Below are 21,317 nucleotides of genomic sequence, written 5' to 3'. Positions count from 1 at the left end.
CGACGGAGCGGGACCGCGGAGCAGCGGTCCGAGGAAGGGGCACCGATGTCGCATCTGATGAACACGAGCGGGCCCGGTGGGGGCATCGTGCTCGCGGCCGGGACGCCGACGGTCGACCCAGCGGGTCCCGTCCCGCAGTTGGTGATCGCGGCCCTGGTCGGCGTGGTGGTCATCATCGCGCTGATCACCTGGCTGAAGGTGCACCCGTTCATCGCGCTGACGATCGGTGCGCTCGGGGTGGGGATCGGCGCGGGGCTCGCACCCGACAAGGCGGTCACGAGCTTCGGCACCGGGTTCGGCGACACCATGACGAGCGTCGGCATCCTGGTCGGGCTCGGGTCGATGTTCGGCAAGCTGCTCGTCGACTCCGGCGCTGCCGACCGCGTCGTCGACACCCTGGTGCGGCGGTCGTCGAAGGCCGCGCTGCCGTGGACGATGGCGCTCATCGGGGCGCTGATCGGCCTGCCGATGTTCTTCGAGGTCGGTCTGGTGCTCCTCATCCCGATCATCGTGCTCGTCGCCCGGCGCAGCGACGTGCCGGTGATGCGCATCGCCGTCCCGGCCCTCGCCGGACTGTCGACCATGCACGCGTTCGTGCCGCCGCACCCGGGGCCGCTCGTCGCGATCTCGACGGTCGGGGCGAACCTCGGGACGACGCTGGCGTTCGGCATCGTGTTGGCGATCCCCGTCGTGATCCTGGCCGGGCCGCTGTTCGCCGGGTTCGCCGCGCGGTGGGTGGACGTGCCCGCGCCGGAGCTGTTCGGTTCGCGGGGTGGGGCTGACGCTGGTGCTGGCGCCGGTGGCGGTTCGGTTTCGTCCGATCCGGCTCACGAGGGGCGTCAGGCCCGCCGCGGTCGTGCCACCCAGGACACCGCGTCACTGCCGAACGGCAAGAGCGACTTCACGCGGGTCATCAGCGAGCCGCGCAGCCCGTCCTTCGCCGTGGCACTCGTCGGGATCCTGCTGCCGGTCGTCCTCATGCTCGCGCAGGCGATCCGTGAGGCCACCTCGCCCGACGCCGCCGGCACCTGGGTCGGCGTGCTCGACTTCCTCGGGACGCCGATGATCGCGATCGGCATCGCCGCCGTGTACGCGATGGTGTTCTTCGCGATCGGCGGGGGCATGGACCGCTCGGCGGTGTCGAAGTCGCTCGAGAGTGCGCTGCCGCCGGTCGCGGGCGTGCTGCTCATCGTCGGCGCCGGTGGTGGGTTCAAGCAGGTGCTCATCGACACGGGCATCGGTGGCGTGATCGCCGATGCCGTCAAGGACTCGGGCATCTCGGTGCTGCTGGTCGCCTGGGTGGTGTCGGCGCTGGTCCGGGTCGCGACGGGCTCGGCCACGGTCGCCACGGTCACGGCCGCCGGGATCATGGCGCCGATCGCGCACGACCTGTCCTCGCCGGTGGTGTCGCTCCTGGTGCTCGCGATCGGCGCCGGGTCGGTGTTCCTGTCGCACGTGAACGACGCCGGGTTCTGGCTGGTGAAGAGCTACTTCAACACCACCGTGGGGCAGACCTTCAAGACGTGGACCGTGCTGGAGTGCCTGATCTCGGTGTTCGGGCTGCTCGGGGTGCTGCTCGCCGGGGTGTTCATCCACTGAGACCGGTCGGGGCCGGCGCGGGTCAGGGCGCCGCGGTCAGCTGAAGCGGATCGGGGTGCCGACGGGCAGCGCCGAGAGCGTCCGCGTCATCGCCGCCGAGATCCGCACGCATCCGTGGGAGCTGCCGGTCGGGTCGGGGTAGAAGTGCAGCGCGGTGAGAGCCGCGTTGCCGCCGTACGCAGCGATGCGTGACGAGTGCGCGCCCGTGAGGATGATCGGGTTCCCCTGCGTGTACGTCACCCGCGGGTCGACGTAGGCGGCCTCCACGTACGTCGCCGTCGCCGTCGGGGTCGGGTCGTCCGGGGTCCCGAGGCGCGCAGCCTCCGTCGCTTCGACAGAGCCGTCCTTCTTCACGACCGAGACGGTGCTGGCAGCGACGTCGACGCTGATCATCCGGTCGGCGTCGACCACCGAGAAGTCCGACGCCCGGGCCCATGCGAACGTGGAACTCGGTGCGTCCTGCTGCCCGCCGTCGCCAGGCGTGCGGTTCCGAGCCGGCGTCGACACGAGCAGCATCCCGCCGTCCTGGCCCGGCGAGCGACCCCAGACCGCGGTCGCCGCCGGGGTCTCGATGGTCGACACCGTGGCCGAGAGGGTCGCGACCGGACGGGCATCGGCCGAGGGCGCGGCGTAGAGCGCCACGAGCTGCGCCGTCGGGGTGGCGATCTGCCACGAGTCCTCGGGGTGCGCGCTCGAGCCGTCGAGGAGTTCGGGGACCACGGCGTCGTGGAAGGCCAGGGGCAGCGCCGCGAGCTCGGCGGCGGAGGGGGCTGCCGGGACGGCCGCGAGCGTGGGTGTTGGTTTCGGCGTGGGGGTGGTCCGCGAGGGCGTCGGGGTGGGGGAAGCGGCTGCGCGCGTGGTGTCGGGCGCGTTCACGACGCTCACCGTGATCCCGATGCCGATCACGGCCGCGGCGGCGATGCCCACCACGAGCCAGGTCCTCCGACGCATGTCGACCCCCTCAGTCACGCCCAGTCCACCAGAGGATGGTGGGGGTGTGCTGCGCGCCGCGGTCTCGGAGTGCCGCGAGACACCCCTGTCAGCACGAGACGCCGGTGTCTTGGCGTGGTAGATCGGTTTCGAGGTGCTGCGATACACCCCTGTCTGCGCGAAACACCGGCGTCTCGAGGAGGTCGATCCCGCCCGAGTGCTGCGAGACACCCCTGTCTGCGCGAGACGCCTCCTCGTGGTCGAGACGCCGCACATTTCGGCGGTGTCTCAACGGCCAGGGACCGTCTCACCGAGACACCGGCGTCTCGGCATGCTCCGGCTGCGAGACACCCCTGTCTGCGCGCAACCAAACTGTCTGCGCGAGACGCCCCTGTGTGCGCGAGACGCCTCTGTCAGCGCGAGACGCCGGTGTCTCGACGCGGTCGCTCGAGCCGGAGTGCTGCGAGACACCCCTGTCTGCGCGAGACGCCTCCTCGTGGTCGAGACGCCGCACATTTCGGCGGTGTCTCGACGACCAGGGACCGTCTCACCGAGACACCGGCGTATCGGCATGGCCCGGCTGCGAGACACCGGCGTCTCGGCATGGCCCGACCGCAAGACACCGGCGTCTCGAAGCAGGCACCCCGGCACCCCGCACCGCCGCACCCTGGCACCGCACCCCACCGCACCGGACGGGAGGCTCCGCTCGCCACCTGCACCGAGCCTCCTGTCCGTCCCGCGTCCAGCCGCAGGCGCCTGATCGTCCGCCAGGGCGGCCTGCGGCAGCATCGGGCGCATGGCCTCCATCCTCAGAGACGACACCGTCGGACTGCTGACCCGCGGCTACGGCCTCGGCGCCCACCTGTGGGACCGGACGCGTGACGGCGCTCGCGCGGTGCCGATGCGGCTGCTCGGGCGCCCGGCGTTGTTCGTCCGCGGGGCCGAGGGCGTCGCCCTGTTCTACGACGACGAGCGCATCGCGCGGCATGGCGCGATGCCGGGGATCGTGCAGCGGACACTGTTCGGCACCGGGTCCGTGCACAGCCTCGACGGCGCGGAGCACCGGCACCGCAAGGCGACCTTCGTGGACGTCGCGTACGAGGACGAGCAGGTCCGACGGCTGACACCGCTCTTCGTCAGAGAGTGGCAGCACGAGCTCGACGACTGGCTCGGAGGCGGCACCCGATCGGCGTACGACGCTGCCGTCGGCGCCTTCGGCCGGGCGGTCATGCGCTGGGCGGGACTGCCGGGCACCGCTGCTGCGAGGACCCGGTGGTCGGCACGGCTCGCCCAGATCGTGGACGGGTTCGGGGTGCCCTACTCGCCGGAGTACGTCCTCGCGGCGCTGAACCGGGCGTGGTCGGACCGGCACGCACGACGCCTGGTCGAGGCCGTCCGGCGCGGGTCGCTCGACCCGGAGCCGGGCACGGCCCTGCACGAGTGGGCCTGGCACCGGGACCCGGCTGGACGGCTGCTGTCGGCACGGCTCGCGGGCGTGGAGCTGCAGAACAGCATCCGGCCGATGATCGCGGTCGCGCGGTTCGTGGCCTTCGCGGCGAAGGAGCTGCACGACCACCCCGAGTGGCGCGACCGCATCGCGACGGAGACGGCCGAGCGCGGGACCACCGCGGACGGGCCGCTCGCGGTGGCGTTCGCGCAGGAGATCCGCAGGACAGCGCCGTTCGTCCCGATGCTGCCCGGCTGGGCGCTGACGGACGTCGAGCTCGACGGGGAGCGCGTGTCGGCGGGTGGGCGGGTGGTGCTCGACATCCTCGGGACGGACACCGACGACCGGTCCTGGGACCATGCCGACCGGTTCGACCCGGCGCGCTTCGTCGGGGTGGACGACGCAGAGTCGTTGCCCGCGTTCGTCCCGCACGGAGGCGCCGAGGTCGCGACCGGGCACCGGTGCCCGGGCGAGAAGCTGGCGATCGCCGGCCTCGCGGTGGCGGTCGCGGTCCTCAGCGACCCGCGTGTGCGGATCGACGACGCCGGGCTGTCCGTCGACCGTCGGCGGCTGCCGACCAAGCCCGCCTCCGGCGGACGCGTCAGGGCTCCCGGCGCAGCATCACGCTGTCCGTTCCACTGACCACCGGACGGGAGGCTCCGCTCACCACCGGCACAGAGCCTGCTGTCCGGCGGGTCAGCGCTCCGTGACGAGCCCCGCCTCGACGCGCCACTGGCGGTCGAGCTGCACGGTGTCGAGCATGCGGCGGTCGTGGGTGACGAGGAGCAGGGTGCCGTCGTAGGACTCGAGGGCCTGCTCGAGCTGTTCGATCGCAGCGAGGTCGAGGTGGTTCGTCGGCTCGTCGAGCACCAGCACGTTGACGCCACGGGCCTGCAGGAGCGCCAGGCCCGCACGGGTCCGCTCGCCGGGCGAGAGCTCCCCGGCGGCACGGGCGACGTGGTCGGCCTTCAGCCCGAACTTCGCGAGCAGCGTGCGGACCTCGGCGGTGGCCATCTCGGGCACGAGCTGTTCGAACACCTCGGCGAGCGCCGTCGTCCCGGTGAAGACGGCTCGGGCCTGGTCGACCTCGCCGACGGCGACGTTGGTGCCGAGCGAGGCCGTGCCGGTCGTGGGGGACTGCTTGCCCAGGAGGGCGCGGAGGAGCGTGGACTTGCCGGCGCCGTTCGGGCCGGTGATGCCGATGCGGTCACCGCCGTCGATCTGCAGGGACACCGGGCCGAGCGTGAAGTCGCCCTGGGTGAAGGTGGCGTCGGACAGGGTGGCGACGACGGCGGAGGAGCGCGGCGCCTTCCCGATGGTGAACTCGAGCTGCCACTCCTTGCGGGGCTCGTCGACCTCGTCCAGTCGGGCGATGCGCGACTCCATCTGGCGGACCTTCTGCGCCTGCTTCTCGCTCGACTCGGAGGCGGCCTTGCGGCGGATCTTGTCGTTGTCGGGTGCCTTCTTCATGGCGTTCCGGACGCCCTGGCTCGACCACTCGCGCTGCGTCCGGGCTCGGGAGACGAGGTCGGCCTTCGTCGAGGCGAACTCGTCGTAGGCGTCGCGCTTGTGCTGCCGGGCGATCGCCCGCTCCTCGAGGAAGGAGTCGTACCCACCGCCGAACAACCGGTTGGAGGACTGCGCCAGGTCGAGCTCGAGGACGCTCGTGACCGCCCGGGCCAGGAACTCGCGGTCGTGGCTGACGAGCACGACGCCGCCGCGGAGGCCGCGCACGAACTCCTCCAGTCGGGCGAGGCCGTCGAGGTCGAGGTCGTTCGTCGGCTCGTCCAACAGGACGATGTCGAACCGGGAGAGCAGCAGTGCGGCGAGCCCGACGCGGGCGGCCTGCCCACCGGAGAGCGAGGTCATCAGCGACTCGGTGTCGACGGTGAGTCCGAGGTCGGCGAGGACGGCGGGCACCCGCTCGTCGAGGTCGGCTGCTCCCGAGGCGAGCCACCGGTCGAGCGCCACGGAGTAGCGGTCGCCAGCGTCCGCACCGGCGTCCGGGTCCCCGAGCGCGGCTGCCGTGGCGTCCATCTCCTCGGTGGCGGCGGCGCACCCGGTGCGGCGGGCGAGGTACTGCGCGACGGTCTCGTCCTCGAGGCGTTCGTGTTCCTGGGGCAGCCACCCGACGAAGGCGTCGGTGGGTGCCAGCGACACGGTGCCCGCGAGCGGCTCGTCGACGCCGGCGAGCAGGCGGAGGAGCGTGGACTTGCCGGCACCGTTCACCCCGACGACGCCGATGACGTCCCCGGGTGCGACCGTCAGGTCGAGGGAGTCGAACAGCGTGCGGGCGGCGTACCCACCGGCGAGGCCCTTGGCGACGAGCGTGGCGGTCATGTCCCCATCGTCCCATCCCGGCGGGAGTGGACAGGACGCCGGACGCGATGGCGGCTGACTCAGGGCTGGCGGACGTCCACGACCGTCTCGGCGCCGACGACGGGGACGAGGGTGCCGGCGGAGGCGGCGGCGAGGTCGGCGCGGAGGGCGTCCAGGTCGTCGGCGGCCACGGCGAGCGCGAAGGTCGCCAGCGAGCCGTAGGTCGTCGTGCCGAGGGTGGCGTCGTGGTGGCGGACCCAGTCGCGCAGGACGTTGTCGACGCGGCCGGCGTCTGCGTGCTCGACGTCGACCGTCACCTCGGTGAGGGCTGCTCGTCGGACGATGGTGGCGCGGTCGAGGGCCTCGGACGCCGAGGTCGAGTACGCCCGCACGAGCCCGCCCGCCCCGAGCTTCACGCCGCCGAACCAGCGCGAGACCACGACCACGACGTCCGTGAGGTCGCGGCGGCGCAGCACCTCGAGCATCGGGATCCCGGCGGTGCCCGACGGTTCGCCGTCGTCGGAGGACCTGGCCTGGTCGCCGAGCACGCCGGTGACCATCGCGACGCAGTGGTGGCGGGCGTCCCAGGCCTCGCGGCGGATCCCGGCGATGACGCGTTCGGCGTCGGCGGGGCCGGTGACCGGGACGGCGTGGGCGACGAAGCGGGACTTCGTGATGACGATCTCGTGCTCGACCGCCGCGGCGATCGTGGACGGGTACCGGCGGGTCACCCCACGAGCATAGTCGCGCCGGGGTCGGCGGCTTAGGCTCGGGGACCGTGTTCGAACTCCACCACCTCTCCGCGCAGGACCTCTGGGACTGGATCCGTCGCGGCGACACCACGGCCCGCGACGCGACCGAGCACTACCTCGGCCGGATCGAGCGGTTGGACCCGCGACTCGGTGCCTTCGTGACGGTCACGGCCGACGCCGCACGTGAGCGGGCCGACCGTCTCGGGCACCTGGTGCCGACGTCGAGACCGCTGTGGGGCCTCCCGTCCGCGGACAAGGACCTGTACGACCGTGTCGGGGTCCCCACGCGCTCCGGCACCACGTCGTTGCCGGAGCGGCCGGCGGCGGCGGACCACCCCGTCGTCGCGGCCCTGGACGCGGCGGGAGCGGTGAGTCTCGGCAAGACCACGACGCCGGAGTTCGGGATGTCGTCGTCCTCCGAGACACGGTTCGGCGTGACGCGGAACCCCTACCGCACGGACCTGGCACCCGGCGGGTCGTCGAGCGGTGCCGCGGCCGCGGTGGCCGCCGGACTCCTGCCCGCTGCGGTCGGGTCGGACGGCGGGGGATCGGTGCGGATCCCGGCGGCGGCGACCGGGCTCGTCGGCCTGAAGCCGAGCCGGGGCCGCGTGCCGTCGATGCCCGGGCGCTCCGGTGTCGGTGGGCTGTCCGTCGCCGGGCCCCTGACGCGGTCGGTGGCGGACGCCGGGATGCTGCTCGACGCGCTCGTGGCGCCGACCGGGCTCGACGAGCCGGTTCCGTACGCGCTCGTCACGCCCGACGTGGGCGATGGGCCGTTCACCGCGGCGGCCGTGCGGGGCGAGGGGCGCTTCGTGCTCGGCGTGCTCGAGGGCTCGCCGTGGGACGACACGATCGACGTCGTCGTGGACCCGGCAGCGCGGGCAGCGGTCGCAACGGCGGTCCGGGAGTTCGACGCGCTCGGGCACGGGATCGAGGACGTCCGGATGCCCTCGGTGCCCTACGGTGCGGCGTTCCGGGTGGCGTGGGAGACCTCGGCGGCGCGGCTGCCCGCGGTGCCCGGGATCGACCTGTCCGCGCTGACGCCGCTGGTGTCGTGGCTCGTCGCCCGGGGGCAGGCGTTGACCGGGACGCAGGTGCTCGACGCGATGACGGCGCTCGACGTCTTCTCCGCCACGGTCATCCGGGCGTTCGACCGGTTCGACGCGGTGCTCTCCCCGACGCTGGCGCTCACGCCCCGGCCGCTCGGGTGGTACGGCGACGACCCCGAGGAGGACTTCCGCCGCCAGTGCGCGTACTCGCCGTGGACCTCGATGGCGAACGTGGCCGGACTGCCCGCGATCACGCTGCCAGTCGGCGTCACGCCCGCGGACCACCCCGACGGTGCCGGGCTGCCGATGGGCGTGCAGCTCATCGGGCGGCCGGGTGGGGAGCGGACGTTGCTCGCGCTGGGGGCGCAGCTCGAGCGCCGGGTGCGGTGGCAGCGGAGGCACCCGCCCGGGTGGTGAGGGCTGGGCGGGCGCGGGGGCTGGGGCGGGTGTAGGTCGGTCGACCCGGAACGACATCGTCGCTGTCGTACGACCTCGACGGTGTCGCGCGAGTGATCGGCGGTCGCCCGGGCTCGGGTGCGCTCGACTCGGAACGACATCGTCGGTGTCGTACGACCTCGACGGTGTCGCGCGAGTGATCGGCGGTCGGCCGAACTCAGGTGCGCTCGACTCGGAACGACAACATCGGTGTCGTACGACCTCGACGATGTCGCGCTGTTGCAGACGCCGGGGATGCGTGTGCATCGGGCGACACTGCGGGCGTCGAACGACACAGGCGGTGTCGGAACATGTGGATGCAGGGGATGCGTGTGCATCGGGCGACACGGCAACTGTCGAACGACTCGTGCGGGGTCGGAACATGCGGACGCACGACCCGACCGGACCGACCCGACCGGACGACCGGCACGACATCATCGGTGTCGTACGACCTCGACGGTGTCGCGCGGGTGATGCGCGGGCGCCCGGGCTCGGGCTCGCCTGACTCGGAACGACATTCTCGGTGTCGTACGACCTCGACGGTGTCGTTCCGAGTCGGGTAGGGGCACCACAGCGCCACAGCGCCACAGCAGCGGCAGCAGCGGCAGCAGCCCAGCCAGCGGCAGCGCCCATGACAGCGCCCGCGGAGCGCCCCCTACGGCAGCGTCGGCGCCGCCTCGACCAGCGCCCGCGTCACCGGGTGCGTCGGCGCGTCGAGCAGGGACACCGGCCCGTGCTCGACGATGCGCCCCGCCGACATCACCGCGACGGTGTCGCACAGGCGCTGCACCACGCCGATGTCGTGCGACACGAGCACGATCGTCAGCCCGAGCTCCGCCGCCAGCGACTGGAACAGCTCGATCACCCGCGCGCGGACGACCACGTCGAGGGCGCTCATCGGCTCGTCCCCGAACAGGATCCGCGGCCCGTGGACGATCGCCCGCGCGATCGCGATGCGCTGTCGCTGCCCGCCGGAGAACTCGTGCGGGTACCGGTCCACCGCGTCCGAGGGCAGGTCGACGCGCTCGAGCGCCGACGCGACCATCCCCGCGTGCGACAAACCAGAACCAGAACCCGACACAGGCACCCGCATCGCCCGCAGCGGCTCCGCGACGATCTGCCCGACGCGCATCCGCGGGTCGAGCGACGCGTAGGGATCCTGGAACACCACCCCGGTCTCCCGCCGGAACCACCGCATCGCGGCAGCGGAGGCGGACGCGACCACCGGACGACCGGAGGCGGTCACGGCGCCGGCGGTAGGGGCCTCCAGGCCGGCGAGGAGCCGGACCAGGGTCGACTTGCCGGACCCGGACTCCCCGACGATCCCGAGCCGGGAACCGGCCGGGACGACCAGGTCGACGCCGTCCACGGCGGTGCGGAGCGGTCCGGGCTCGAAGGGCCCACGACGGGGGAGTCGGTACGTCCGTTGCAGGCCGACGGCGGTGAGGGCGTCGGTCACGGGGTCCTCCTGGCGGTGGCACGGGCGGCCTCGACGAGCGCCCGCGTGGTGGGGTGCTGCGGCCGGGCGAGCAGGTCGGCGACGGACCCCGCCTCGACGACACGACCGGCGTCGAGCACGACGACGGAGTCGGCGATCTGCGCGAGCACCGCCAGGTCGTGGGTGACGAAGAGCAGCGACACGTCGAGGCCGCGCAGCAGGTCGAGGATCCGCGCCTCGGTCGTGACGTCGAGCGCCGTGGTGGGTTCGTCCGCGACGATGAGCTCCGGCGACCCGGCCAGCGCCATCGCGATGCAGATCCGCTGCCGCTGTCCGCCGGAGAGCTGGTGCGGCCACTGGCGCAGCAGGGACTCGGGGTCGGGCAGTCCGACCGCGACGGCGAGCTCCAGCGCCGCCGCGTCCGCCGCACGCCGGTCGAGCCCGCGGTGCAGCCGGAGCGGCTCCGCGATCTGCTTCCCGACGCGACGCAGGGGATCGAGGGCCGTGCCCGGCTCCTGGAACACCATCCCGATGCGCGCCCCGCGGTACGCCGCGCGCGCCCGGTCCGGCAGTCCGAGGAGCTCGTCGCCGTCGAGCCGCACCGAGCCCGTCACGTCCGCACCGGTCGGTTCCAGCCCCATCAGGGCCAGGGAGGTCATGGACTTCCCGGAACCGGACGCGCCGATCACGCCCACCCGACCGCCGGGAGGCACGGTGAACGTCACGTCGTCGAGCACCGTCCGCCCCGCGATCCGGACCGACAGGCCACGCACCTCGAGTCCGGTCGCTGCGGTCGTGCGCGTGGTCTGCATGTCTTCCCCGCTCACGCGGTCACCCCCGGCACGGCGGTGGCCCGCTCGGTGTCGCTCGCGCGGTCACCGGTTGTCAGCCGCGGGTCGGAGGCGTCGCGGATCGCGTCCCCGAGCAGCGATAGCGCCATCACGACGAGGGCGATCGCGGCGCCCGGCCAGGTCGCGCTCCACGGGTGCACGCCGATGTACGTCTGCAGGTCGGACAGCAGGTTCCCCCACGACGCCGTCCCCGACCCCGCGCCGTAGCCGAGGTAGGAGAGCCCGGCCTCGGCGAGGACCGCCGTGGCCATCGCGAGCGAGAGCTGCACGGTGAACAGCGGCGCCGCGTTCGGCACCAGGTGGCGCAGCAGCACCCCGCCCGGTCCGACGCCGGACGCCCGGGCCGCCGTGACGTAGTCGCTCCTGGCGATGCGGCGGATCTCCCCGCGGGCGACCCGGGCGATCGTCACGCCGAACGCCAGCCCGACGGACACGATCACCACGCCGAGCGAGCCGCCGAACACCGCGGTGAGGAGCATCGCCGTCAGGAGCGTGGGGAACGCGACGAGGATGTCGAGGAGCACGGCCATGCCCTCGCGGACCCAGCGTGCGGTGAGCGACCCGATCGCGGTGAGCACGATGCCGACGACGCTCGCGATGACGCCGGAGCCGACCGCGACGAGCACCGTCGTCCTGGTGCCCGCGAGCAGGTAGCTGGCGATGTCGCGCCCGATGCCGTCGGTGCCGAACCAGTGCGCGGCACTCGGCGGGTCCCACTGGTGGAAGGGGTCGGCGCGGAAGGGGTCCTGGGGTGTCCACACGAGCGACACGGCGGCGAGCACCACGAGGAGCCCGAGGACGACCACGGCGAAGGCCCCGGTCGGGCGGCGGAGGACGCGGCGGATGCCGGATCCGGTCATCAGGTGGCCTCCCGCTGCCGGGGGTCGAGGGCGCGGTGCACGACGTCGACCGCGAAGCCGACGACCAGCACGAGCCCGGTGAGCACGAGCAGCTCGGACTGCACCTTCGTGACGTCCCGCCGTCCGACGTCGGTGACGAGCATCCGGCCGACCCCGGGCAGGGAGAACAGCTGCTCGACGACGACCGCGCCGACCAGGAGCCCGGCGATCTGCACGCCGAGGACCGCCAGCACGGTCAGTGCCACCGACCCGAGCCCGTGCCGGAGCAGCGCCTGGGTGCGCGTGAGCCCCACGGCCGCGGCGGTGCGGAGGTGGTCGGCGTCGAGCACGGAGAGCGTCGCGGAGCGGGTGAAGCGGAGGATCACGGCACCCTCGACCGCTCCGATCGTCAGCGCGGGTAGCACGAGCGACGAGAACGCCCGACCGGGTTCCGACCAGCCGTCGAGCGGGAAGCCCTGCGTCGGCAGCCAGTGCAGCGTCACGGCGAACAGGGCGACGAAGAGCATGCCGGCCCAGACGACCGGGACCGCGGCGACGGCCTGGGCCACGAACGCGATGACCGCACCGCCCGCACGACGACGGAGCACCGCGGCGAGGACACCGAGCGGGACCCCGAGCACGAGCGCCGCGGCGAGGGACATCCCCGCGAGCGGCAGCGTCACGCCGAGCTTGGCGGCGATCTCCGGCCCGACCGCGCCGTTCGTCACCAGGGACCGGCCGAGGTCGCCGGTGACGACGCCGCCGATCCAGTCGAGGTACTGCAGCACCACGGGGCGGTCGAGGCCGAGCTGGCGCCGGAGCTCCTCGACCTGCAGCGGTGTCGACTGGGTGCCCGCGACGACCTGGGCGACGTCGCCGGGCAGCACGCGGAGCGTGGCGAAGATGATGACGCTCGCCACGAGCAGGCCGACGACGAGCAGCAGCACCCGCCCGATGAGGAACCGGGTCACGGGACCCGCGCTTCGTCGGGACGAGGGGACCGGGTCACGAGACGATGCTAGTTGCCCTGCGCCACGGCGAGCCCCGACAGGTCGAGCCGGGAGTTGCCGCCGTCGTACGGGAACCCGGTGACGCCCTTCCGGATCGCCGTGATCTCCGTGGCCGTGTACAGCCACTCGCCGGCCGCGTCCTCGCTGACGATCCGCGCGGCCTGCTTCAGCGCAGCGGCCTTCTCCGACGGGGACGTCGTCGCGACGGACTCGGCGTAGAGCGCCTGCACCCGCGCGTTGTCGTACCCGAAGTAGTAGTCCGGGTTCGCCCAGTTGCCGAAGTCCCGGGCCTCGACGTGGTCGACCATCGACAGGTCGAAGTCACGGACGCCGGACTTCGGCGCCTGGAACACCGACGACAGCCAGGTGGCGAAGTCGACGCGCTTGACGGTCAGGGTGATGCCGACGTCGGCGAGCTGCGACTTCAGCACGTCACCGATCGTCGCCGGGTAGACGTTCGCGTACGTCAGGGTGAGCTTGAGGTCCTGCGCCCCTGCGGCGGCCAGGAGCTGCTTCGCGTTCGACGGGTCGTACGCGTCGACGTCGGTCAGGTCCTCGTACCCGGGGTCGAGCTCGGGGATCGGGCCACCCTGCTCGACGCCGGTGCCGCCGATGGCCTTGATGAGTGCCTTCGGGTCGATGGCCTGCCGGATCGCCTGGCGGACCCGCTTGTCGGTGAAGGGCGCCTTGGCGTCGTTGAACGCGAGCGTGTACTTGTCGGTCGTCTTGCCGGAGTGCAGCGCGATGTCGGGGTTGCCCTGCAGCTGGCTCTTCAGCGTGCCGTCGACGGGGTTCAGCACGTCGACGTCGCCGTTCGCCATCGCGTTCACGGCCGTGGACGGGTCGGTGATGTACCGGAAGACGATCGTCTTGACCTTCGCCTTCGTGCCCCAGTAGTCGGCGTTCCGGGTGAACGTCAGCGAGTCGCCCTGCTTCCAGTTCGAGACCTCGAACGGGCCGGTGCCGTTCGCGCTGTCCGACAGGTCGTTGTCCGCCGCCTTCTCGAGCACGAGCCCGGCGCGGCCGGTGAGGTTGAAGAGCAGGTCCGAGTCGGGCTTCGCCAGCGTCACCACGACGGTGTCGGACGACGGCGAGGCGATGGAGCTGACCCCGGCGAGCTTGGCCGAGTCGACGTACGAGGCGTTGCCCTTGACCTGCTCGAGCGACCAGACGACGTCGGCGGCGGTGACCGGCTTGCCGTCCTGGAACGTGATGCCCCTGCGCAGCGTGAACGCGTAGGTCAGCCCGTCCGACGACACCGTGTGACCGGACGCCAGCACGTCGCGGATCTCGCCCGTCGCGGTCCGGCCGACGAGTCCCTGGTACACGTTGTCGATCAGGACCTGGTCGAGTGCCGCCCCCGACTGCGTCCGGATGTCGAGGCTCGTCGGTTCGAGGACGAGACCGACCCGCACGGTCGCGTCGGCGCCGCCCGTGGGCTTCGTCGAGCCGGTGCACCCGGCGAGGGCGATGGTCGCCGCCACGGCGATCGCGGTCGCGGCGAGGACCGAGCGACGGACGTGCTGCCGACCGACGCGGGGGAGGGAGGGGCGCATGGGTGGTGTGTTCCTTCCGGGCGCACGGGGAGCGACGGTCGTCGCGCGCGCTCGGAAGAATCTACCGGCGCTCCGAGCGCTGTTCGACGCCGTACAACAATTCGTTACGGACGCCCCATTCCCGGATGGCGGCCGCCAGGTCGAGCGGCGCCTGCGTCTGGACGGCGTGCCGTGCCTCCACCGTCACGATCGTCGCGGCCGGCAGCCGTTCGGCGAACGTCGTGACGAGCTTCGGGGAGACGTAGCCCCGGTCGCCGCGGACGAGCAGCACCGGCACCTGGAGCGACTCCAGGTCCGGCCACGCGTCCGCGAAGCGCCCGACCGACGAGGTCCGTCCCGCCGGCAGGTGCGGGAAGTGGTGCCGCCGGACCAGCCGTCCGTCAGCACCGAGTCGGGTCGTGTGCCGGGCCTCCCGGAGGAGCACCTGGCGGTCGTCCCCGACCCTGGCCTCGATCGCGCGGTCCACGACCTCGTCGAGGTCCTCGAACGGCGGCTCGGACTCCAGCGCCCGAGCGATCCGGTCCACAGCGCGCTGGGCGAAGTCCGGCGACATGTCGACCAGCACCAGGCCGGTCACCCGCTCCGGCGCCGTCGCGGCGATCCGGGCGGCCAGGATCGCGCCGAGCGAGTGCCCCACGACGACGCCGGGCGGCACCGCGAGGGCGTCGAGCGCGGCGAGCACCGCAGGTGCGGTCGCGGAGGCCGCGTAGTCGGCGTCGTCCCGCCACGCGGACCGGCCGTGGCCGGGCAGGTCGAGTGCGACCGCCGGCTCGCCGACGGCGATCGCCGTCTGGTCGAAGCTGTGGGCGTCGATGCCGAGCCCGTGCAGGTAGACGACCCGGGCCTCCCGGCCGGTGTCCGTGGGGTCCTGCCAGCGGATCGCCGAGACGGCGCCGTGTCCGCCGGGTCCCGGGGTGGCCGGGATCTCCTGCCGGGAGGCTCGGAGCGGCTCCGTCACGCCGCTCGCGCGGGCCAGGTCGGGCAGGTCCCGGAACTCGTCGTCGTCCTCGTGCACGTGGCCAGTCTCGCACCGCCCGGTCCCTTGGCTGGCTTAGGTAAGGCATGCCATACTTGCCGTGTGGCTGCCCGGTACCGTGTGTTCTCCGTCCGCGTGGCAGCCGTGTCCTCGCTCACCCCCCACTTCGTGCGGGTGACGCTCACCGGCGACGAGCTCGGCGCGTTCTCCTCGGTCGGGCTCGACCAGCGGATCAAGGTCGTCCTGCCGATCCCCGGGTACGGGTTCACCGACCTGCCTGACGGCGAGGACTGGTACACTGCCTGGCGCGCGCTGCCCGACGAAACGCGGAACCCGCTCCGCACCTACACCGTCCGGTCGTTCCGCCCCGACGCCCGCGAGCTCGACATCGACTTCGTCGCCCACGGTGACACCGGCCCCGCGTCACGCTGGGTCGCCGGGTGCCGCGTCGGCGACGAACTCCGCATCGTCGGACCCGCTGTGCCGTCGTCCGCGGACGAGCTGCCCTCCGGCGCTGCCGAGTTCGCGCCGGGTGCGGCGAACCGGATCCTGCTCGCCGGTGACGAGACCGCCGCGCCGGCGATCTGCGCCATCCTCGAGGCGCTCGACGTCACCACCGTCGGCCACGTCTTCATCGAGGTCCCGACCGACGCCGACCGGCTGCCGGTGACGGCGCCCGCCGGGGTCGAGGTCCGCTGGATCGCCCGCAACGGTGCCTCGCACGGGGTCCGGATGACCGACCACGTGCACGCGTGGGCGTCGAGCGCCGTGACGCCCGTGTCTGCTGACTCCGGGCCCACGGAACTGGCGGACGTCGACGTCGACCACCAGACGCTCTGGGACGTCCCCACCGCCGAGTCACACCGTCCCGTGTACGCCTGGATCGCGGGCGAGGCCGCCTGCATCAAGGAGCTCCGCCGCCACCTCGTGCGCGGCGTCGGCCTCGACCGCAAGCAGGTCGCCTTCATGGGCTACTGGCGGCACGGCAAGGCCGAGAACTAGCGCGTGTCCGCCCCCGCCGCGTCCGTCGTCGGCGCCGTCCCCACGACGGCGCTCGGTGCCCGCGGCCTGACGCTCGCGTACGACGACCGCGTCGTGGTGGACGGCCTCGACGTCGACGTGCCGGACGGCGAGCTCACCGTCATCGTCGGACCGAACGCGTGCGGCAAGTCCACGCTGCTGAAGGCCTTCGCGCGCACGTTGAAGCCGAGCGCGGGCACCGTGTTCCTCGACGGCGCACCGCTCGGGTCGTACCGCCCCAAGGCCGTGGCGCGCCGCGTGGCGATGCTCCCGCAGACGCCGATCGCCCCCGACGGCATCACCGTGCGCGACCTCGTGTCCCGCGGGCGCTTCCCGCACCAGGACCTCTTCCACCCGTCCTCCGGGTCAGACCGGGCCGCCGTGCAGCGGGCGTTGGCGCAGACCGACACCGTGGAGCTCGCGGACCGCGGCGTCGACGAGCTCTCCGGCGGGCAGCGGCAACGCGTGTGGATCGCGATGGTGCTGGCGCAGGAGACCGACATCGTGCTCCTCGACGAGCCCACGACGTTCCTCGACATCGCGCACCAGTACGACGTGCTCGAGCTTGCGGCAGCGCTCCACGCGGCGGGGCGAACGGTCGTCGCGGTGCTGCACGACCTGAACCAGGCCGCGCGGTACGCCACACACGTCATCGCGATGCGCGAGGGTGCCGTCGTGGCGCAGGGCACGCCGGCCGAGGTGCTGACGGCCGACCTCGTCGAGGACGTCTTCGGCCTGTCCTGCGTCGTCGTCCCCGACCCGGAGACCGGCACGCCCCTCGTCGTGCCCCGTCGCGCGCGCTGAGGCGGCGCTGCGCCGCCGAAGGGTCGAGACTCCCCGCTCACGTTCCGCGAGCGGTCACCTTCCGTCGGCCGGGAGGCGCGGTGCGGGGCCGCCCCGAGCCTCCCGTCCGGTGGTGAGATCGCACTTGGTGTCGGGTCAGCTGATGCGGAGCCGACACGGAGTGCGATCTCAGCGGGCCCGACTGGTCGGGACGCCCCGCTCGCGTTCGGCGAGGGGTCGCGTTCCGTCGGGCGGGAGGCGCGGTGCGGGGCCGCCACGAGCCTCCCGTCCGCTGGTGAGGTCGCACTTGGTGTCGGGTCGGCTGATGCGGAGCCGACACGGAGTGCGATCTCAGCGGGCTCGACTGGTCGGGACTCGCCGCTCGCGTTCCGCGAGGGGCCGCGTTCCGTCGGTCCGGGAGGCCGCTGGCCGACCGGTGGTGACCGGTCGGCGGCGTGCCGGCGGGGTGTCGTGACCGGTCGGCGGGCGGGAGGCGCGGTGTGGGGCCGCCACGAGCCTCCTGTCCGGTGGTGAGATCGCACTTGGTGTCGGGTCGGCTGGTGGGGAGCCGACACGGAGTGCGATCTCAGCGGGCCCGACTGGTCGGGACTCGCCGCTCGCGTTCCGCGAGGGGCCGCGTTCCGTCGGCCGGGAGGCCGCTGGCCGACCGGTCGTGACCGGTCGTCCGGTGGTGAGGTCGCACTTGGTGTCGGGTCGGCTGGTGTGGAGCCGACACGGAGTGCGATCTCAGCAGAGGGTCAGCGGTAGCCGCCGTCCTCCAGGCCGGCCTCGACCTCGAAGCGGTTGCGCAGGGGGTCGCGGCCGGCGGCCGCGTAGAGCACGGGCATGAGCATGCCGTACCGCCGCCACTGCGCCACGTGCACCCGCTCGTGCCGGAGCACCCGGGGGCCGTCGTTGTCGCGGGTCAGGTAGACGGACCCGACGCAGGTGCCGCCGCGCCGGAAGACCCAGCGCGGCAGCCCCGTGCAGACGATGAGCCCGTCGACGACCCGGACGGGGCCGGTCGACAGGGGCAGCCCGACGGCGAGACCGACGAGCGTGCCGAACAGCCAGCCGACCCGCGAGACGGGGGAGTCGAGCAGGGGGTTGCGCACCCGCTACTCCGGGCGGCCGTAGGTCTCGAGCAGTCGCAGCCAGATCTCGTTCATCGTCGGGTAGGCGGGGACGGCGTGCCAGAGGCGGTCGATCGGGACCTCGCCGACGACGGCGATGGTCGCACCCTGCAGCATCTCGGCGACGTCCTGGCCGACGAAGGTCATGCCGACGACGACCTTGCGGTCCTCGTCCACGACCATGTTCGCGCGGCCCACGTACCCGTCGGCCTGCAGTGCGGCGCCGGCGATGCTGCCCAGCTCGTACTCGACGACGCGGACGTTGAGCCCCTGCTGCTTGGCCTTCTCCTCGGTGAGGCCGACGCTGGCGACCTCGGGGTCGGTGAAGGTGACCTGCGGTGCGGCGGCGTGGTCGGCGGTGGCGACGTGCGCGCCCCACGGCTCGGTGTGCAGCGGGGTGCCCTGGAAGCGGGCCGCGATCGCTTCTCCGGCGGCCCGGGCCTGGTACTTGCCCTGGTGGGTGAGGAGCACGCGGTGGTTCACGTCGCCGACGGCGTAGAGCCAGTCGGTACCGGTGACGAGCATGGTGTCGTCGACGTCGAGCCAGTCGCCGGCGGTCAGCCCGACGGTCTCGAGGCCGAGGTCCTTCGTGTGGGCGGCGCGGCCGGTGGCGGCGAGGACCTCGCTCGTGATGACCGTGGTGCCGTCGTCGAGGGTCGTCGTGACCAGGCCGTGCTCGTCGCGGTCGACGCGCGTCGGGTTGACGCCGGTGCGGACGTCGATCCCGGAGGCGCGCATCGCGTCGGCGACGAGCTCGCCGGCGAACGGCTCCATGCCACCGAGCAGCCCGTGGCGGGCAACGAGGGTGACCTTCGCGCCGAGCGAGGCCCAGGCGGTGGCGAGTTCGGACCCGGAGACGCCGCCGCCGATGACCATGAGGCTCTCGGGGACCTGGCTGGCACTGGTGCCCTCGCGGGTGCCCCACGGCTTCGCGTCGGCGAGGCCGTCGATCGGCGGCAGGGTGTGCAGCGAACCGGTGACGACCGCGACGGCCGCGCGGGCGGTGTGGGTCTCGACCTGGCCGTCGGGACCGGTGACCTCGAGCGTCTTCGGGCCGGTGATCCGGGCGTGGCCGCGGAGCAGGGCGATGTCGGCGGACTCGAGCCAGGCGACCTGGCTGCTGTCGTCCCAGTCGCTCGTGAACGAGGTGCGGCGGGCGAGGACCGCTGCGGCGTCGAGCGTCCCGGTCACGGCCTGCTTGGCACCGTCGAGCCGCCGGGCCGCTGCGAGGGCGTGGCCGCTGCGGAGGAGTGCCTTCGAGGGCATGCACGCCCAGTAGGAGCACTCGCCGCCGACGAGCTCCGCCTCCACGACCGCGACCGACAGGCCGCGCTTGTGGGCGTAGTCCGCCACGTTCTCGCCGACAGCGCCGGCTCCGATCACGATGAGGTCGTAGTCCGTCATGTCGCTGAGCGTACGCGGACCGGCATGACCCGCGCCGTGTGCGCTGTGCCCCGGGTGTGCTCCCGGCCCGGCCCAGGAGTGGGCGCCGGTGCCGCCTCGGCCCAGCCGAAGCGCAGCACGTGCTTGGGACGTCCCGAACGGTGTCTAGGACACGCGGGAGGCCGCCGACAGAGCCCCGACGGCCCGCAGGATGACGCCCATGTCGTCGACCGCGCGGTCCGGGTCGACGGGGGCGAAGCCGGTGATCGCCGCGCCCACGAGTCGGCGGCCGCGGGTGGCGGCGTGGATCCGCTCGACGAGGCCGGCGCCGTCGAGGCCGAACGGCACGGGTTCGAGCAGGCCGTCGACCTCGGACGGGTCGAGGACGTCGAGGTCGACGTGCACGTAGACGGAGTCCGCTCCGGTGGCGTCGACCGCCGCGGCGAGGGCGTCCGGCGTGGCGGCGTCGACGTCGAGGTGGTGGATCCCCGCGCGGGTGACGGCGTTCACCTCGGCGTCCTCGACCCCCCGGGTGCCGGCGAGGACGACGGACCGAGCGGGCACGGACGGCAGGTCGGGGAAGAGGTCGGCGGGGCGGTCGACCAGCAGCCGGAGCGCCGCTGTCTCGGCGGCGACGGGCTGGGCACGGTTCAGCGGGCGGTACCCGCTGGAGCCCGAGATGCGCACGAAGGCGGTGCCGGGTCCGAGCGCGACGCTTCCGCCGAGTGCGCTGGCCCCGTCGCCACCGATCACGAGCACCGGCTCGCTGGCGATGGCGGTCTCCTGCGCCACGCGGTCCGCGACCTGCAGCACCGAGGTGTAGCGGGCGACGGCGGTCTCGAGGCGGTCGCCGGCGCCGACCGGGACGTCGATGACGGTGGTGGCGGCGCGGGGGAGGTCGGCTGCGATCGCGGACGCGCCGTCGCCGAGGCGCATCGCACGCGACGACGCCGAACCCTGCCACTGACCGACGACGAGGAACTGCATGTCCTCATCCTGTCAGGCGGGTCCGGCGTCGTCGCGGATGTCGCTCTCAGACTCGACTAGATCGTCGAGGAACCGCCCGACTTGAGCGCGGCGAGGCGGGCCTCGACCTCGGCGTCGCGGCCGACGTCCTCGAGGCTCTCGAACTGAGCGTCCAGGCTCGACGCCTGCAGTTCCTGCTGACCGATGACCTTCGCCTCTTCGCGACGGACCTTCTCCTCGAAGCGCGCGAGGTCGCTCGTCGGGTCGGTGACGTCGATGTTGCCGACGGCGTCGTTGACCTTCGACTGGGCTTCGGCGGTCTTGGCGCGGGCGACCAGGCTGTTGCGCTTGGCCTTGAGCTCCTCGAGCTTCTGCTCCATGCCGGCGAGGCCCTGCTTGAGCTTGTCGACCTGCTCGTTCTGCGTGGCGAGCGGCGACGCGTTGTCCTTGACCTCTTGTTCGGCGGCGATCTGCTTGCCGATGGCGATCTTGGCGAGGTTGTCGAACTTGTCTGCGTCGGCGGACTTGCCCTCGGCGCGGTACTTGTCGGCTGCGACGGACGCGTTGGCGGCCTTCTGGCCCCACTCCTGTGCCGCGCGGACGTCTTCCTCGTTGTCCTGCTCGAGCAGGCGGAGGTTGCCGATGGTCTGCGCGATGGCGCTCTTGGCGTCGGCGATGTTGTTCGTGTAGTCGCGCACGAGCTGGTCGAGCATCATCTGCGGGTCTTCCGCGTTGTCGATGAGCTGGTTGACGTTCGCCCGGACGAGTCCGGAGATGCGACCGAAGATGGACTGCTTTGCCATTGCTGTTCCCTTTCCTGGGGTGGTCTGC

The 21,317-nt window shown here is 72.9% G+C and carries 18 protein-coding genes; 5 read left to right on the top strand and 13 right to left on the bottom strand.

From position 1 onward, the window contains the following. Positions 1-45: 45 nt before the first annotated feature. Positions 46-1,599: a GntP family permease gene (locus OXR63_RS15890; RefSeq protein ID WP_267424812.1), complete on the top strand. Its 1,554-nt coding sequence runs from the start codon at positions 46-48 to the stop codon at positions 1,597-1,599. Between the two features lie 36 nt (positions 1,600-1,635). Here OXR63_RS15890 and OXR63_RS15885 read toward each other — a convergent pair whose 3' ends face one another. Further along, the gene (locus OXR63_RS15885; RefSeq protein ID WP_267424810.1) at positions 1,636-2,550 is read right to left on the bottom strand and encodes a L,D-transpeptidase; all 915 of its coding nucleotides are present in this window, start codon (positions 2,548-2,550) and stop codon (positions 1,636-1,638) included. 775 nt (positions 2,551-3,325) lie between these two features. On the opposite strand from OXR63_RS15885, the gene OXR63_RS15880 reads away from it, so the two are divergent. Continuing rightward, the gene (locus OXR63_RS15880; RefSeq protein WP_267424808.1) at positions 3,326-4,618 is read left to right on the top strand and encodes a cytochrome P450; all 1,293 of its coding nucleotides are present in this window, start codon (positions 3,326-3,328) and stop codon (positions 4,616-4,618) included. Between the two features lie 54 nt (positions 4,619-4,672). Here the strand turns inward: OXR63_RS15880 and OXR63_RS15875 are convergent, their stop codons facing one another. Together OXR63_RS15875 and OXR63_RS15870 are read right to left on the bottom strand one after the other, a co-directional pair. Beyond that, positions 4,673-6,316, bottom strand: a complete 1,644-nt coding sequence (locus tag OXR63_RS15875; protein ID WP_267424805.1) for an ABC-F family ATP-binding cassette domain-containing protein — start codon at positions 6,314-6,316, stop codon at positions 4,673-4,675. Between the two features lie 59 nt (positions 6,317-6,375). Continuing rightward, complete coding sequence (locus OXR63_RS15870) at positions 6,376-7,026, bottom strand: IMPACT family protein (protein WP_267424803.1); 651 nt, start codon at positions 7,024-7,026, stop codon at positions 6,376-6,378. 47 nt (positions 7,027-7,073) lie between these two features. Here OXR63_RS15870 and OXR63_RS15865 point away from each other — a divergent pair, with 47 nt between their 5' ends. Further along, positions 7,074-8,513 carry an amidase gene (locus OXR63_RS15865; protein WP_267424801.1) on the top strand — a complete coding sequence of 480 codons (1,440 nt, stop codon included), beginning with the start codon at positions 7,074-7,076 and terminating at the stop codon, positions 8,511-8,513. A gap of 673 nt (positions 8,514-9,186) precedes the next feature. Here the strand turns inward: OXR63_RS15865 and OXR63_RS15860 are convergent. The 6 genes from OXR63_RS15860 to OXR63_RS15835 all read right to left on the bottom strand — a co-directional run bounded on the left by OXR63_RS15860 (position 9,187) and on the right by OXR63_RS15835 (position 15,240). Then, positions 9,187-9,990 (bottom strand): ABC transporter ATP-binding protein, encoded by an 804-nt coding sequence (locus OXR63_RS15860; protein WP_267424799.1) that lies wholly within the window; start codon positions 9,988-9,990, stop codon positions 9,187-9,189. Continuing rightward, positions 9,987-10,781, bottom strand: coding sequence for an ABC transporter ATP-binding protein (locus OXR63_RS15855; protein WP_267424832.1), 795 nt, complete (start codon positions 10,779-10,781; stop codon positions 9,987-9,989). The genes OXR63_RS15860 and OXR63_RS15855 overlap by 4 nt, the downstream gene beginning before the upstream one ends. Positions 10,782-10,792: 11 nt before the next feature. After that, positions 10,793-11,680 (bottom strand): ABC transporter permease, encoded by an 888-nt coding sequence (locus OXR63_RS15850; protein WP_267424797.1) that lies wholly within the window; start codon positions 11,678-11,680, stop codon positions 10,793-10,795. Next, positions 11,680-12,630 carry an ABC transporter permease gene (locus OXR63_RS15845; RefSeq protein ID WP_267424795.1) on the bottom strand — a complete coding sequence of 317 codons (951 nt, stop codon included), beginning with the start codon at positions 12,628-12,630 and terminating at the stop codon, positions 11,680-11,682. The genes OXR63_RS15850 and OXR63_RS15845 overlap by 1 nt, the downstream gene beginning before the upstream one ends. Before the next feature lie 47 nt (positions 12,631-12,677). Continuing rightward, positions 12,678-14,225: an ABC transporter substrate-binding protein gene (locus tag OXR63_RS15840; RefSeq protein WP_267424793.1), complete on the bottom strand. Its 1,548-nt coding sequence runs from the start codon at positions 14,223-14,225 to the stop codon at positions 12,678-12,680. A 61-nt stretch (positions 14,226-14,286) separates the two neighbouring features. Then, positions 14,287-15,240, bottom strand: coding sequence for an alpha/beta fold hydrolase (locus tag OXR63_RS15835; RefSeq protein WP_267424791.1), 954 nt, complete (start codon positions 15,238-15,240; stop codon positions 14,287-14,289). A gap of 63 nt (positions 15,241-15,303) precedes the next feature. Between OXR63_RS15835 and OXR63_RS15830 the strand changes: the two genes are divergently transcribed. Both OXR63_RS15830 and OXR63_RS15825 read left to right on the top strand, forming a co-directional pair. Next, positions 15,304-16,203, top strand: coding sequence for a siderophore-interacting protein (locus tag OXR63_RS15830; RefSeq protein WP_267424788.1), 900 nt, complete (start codon positions 15,304-15,306; stop codon positions 16,201-16,203). A 3-nt stretch (positions 16,204-16,206) separates the two neighbouring features. Further along, positions 16,207-17,025: an ABC transporter ATP-binding protein gene (locus OXR63_RS15825; RefSeq protein WP_267424785.1), complete on the top strand. Its 819-nt coding sequence runs from the start codon at positions 16,207-16,209 to the stop codon at positions 17,023-17,025. Between the two features lie 737 nt (positions 17,026-17,762). Here OXR63_RS15825 and OXR63_RS15820 read toward each other — a convergent pair. The 4 genes from OXR63_RS15820 to OXR63_RS15805 form a co-directional block, all read right to left on the bottom strand. Then, entirely contained in the window at positions 17,763-18,119 is a 357-nt protein-coding gene (locus OXR63_RS15820) for a Fe-S oxidoreductase (RefSeq protein WP_194625470.1), read from the bottom strand. Between the two features lie 3 nt (positions 18,120-18,122). Beyond that, positions 18,123-19,541 (bottom strand): dihydrolipoyl dehydrogenase family protein, encoded by a 1,419-nt coding sequence (locus tag OXR63_RS15815; protein WP_267424780.1) that lies wholly within the window; start codon positions 19,539-19,541, stop codon positions 18,123-18,125. Between the two features lie 144 nt (positions 19,542-19,685). Then, positions 19,686-20,507 carry an arginase family protein gene (locus tag OXR63_RS15810; RefSeq protein WP_267424779.1) on the bottom strand — a complete coding sequence of 274 codons (822 nt, stop codon included), beginning with the start codon at positions 20,505-20,507 and terminating at the stop codon, positions 19,686-19,688. Between the two features lie 56 nt (positions 20,508-20,563). Continuing rightward, entirely contained in the window at positions 20,564-21,289 is a 726-nt protein-coding gene (locus OXR63_RS15805; protein WP_071274875.1) for a PspA/IM30 family protein, read from the bottom strand. Positions 21,290-21,317: the final 28 nt, after the last annotated feature.

Source organism: Curtobacterium sp. GC_Cur_3 (assembly GCF_026544205.1).
In the GTDB taxonomy this organism is placed as follows: Bacteria; Actinomycetota; Actinomycetes; order Actinomycetales; family Microbacteriaceae; genus Curtobacterium.
The sequence above is the reverse complement of the archived record's forward strand: the minus strand, read 5'-3'. Positions and strand labels throughout refer to the sequence as shown.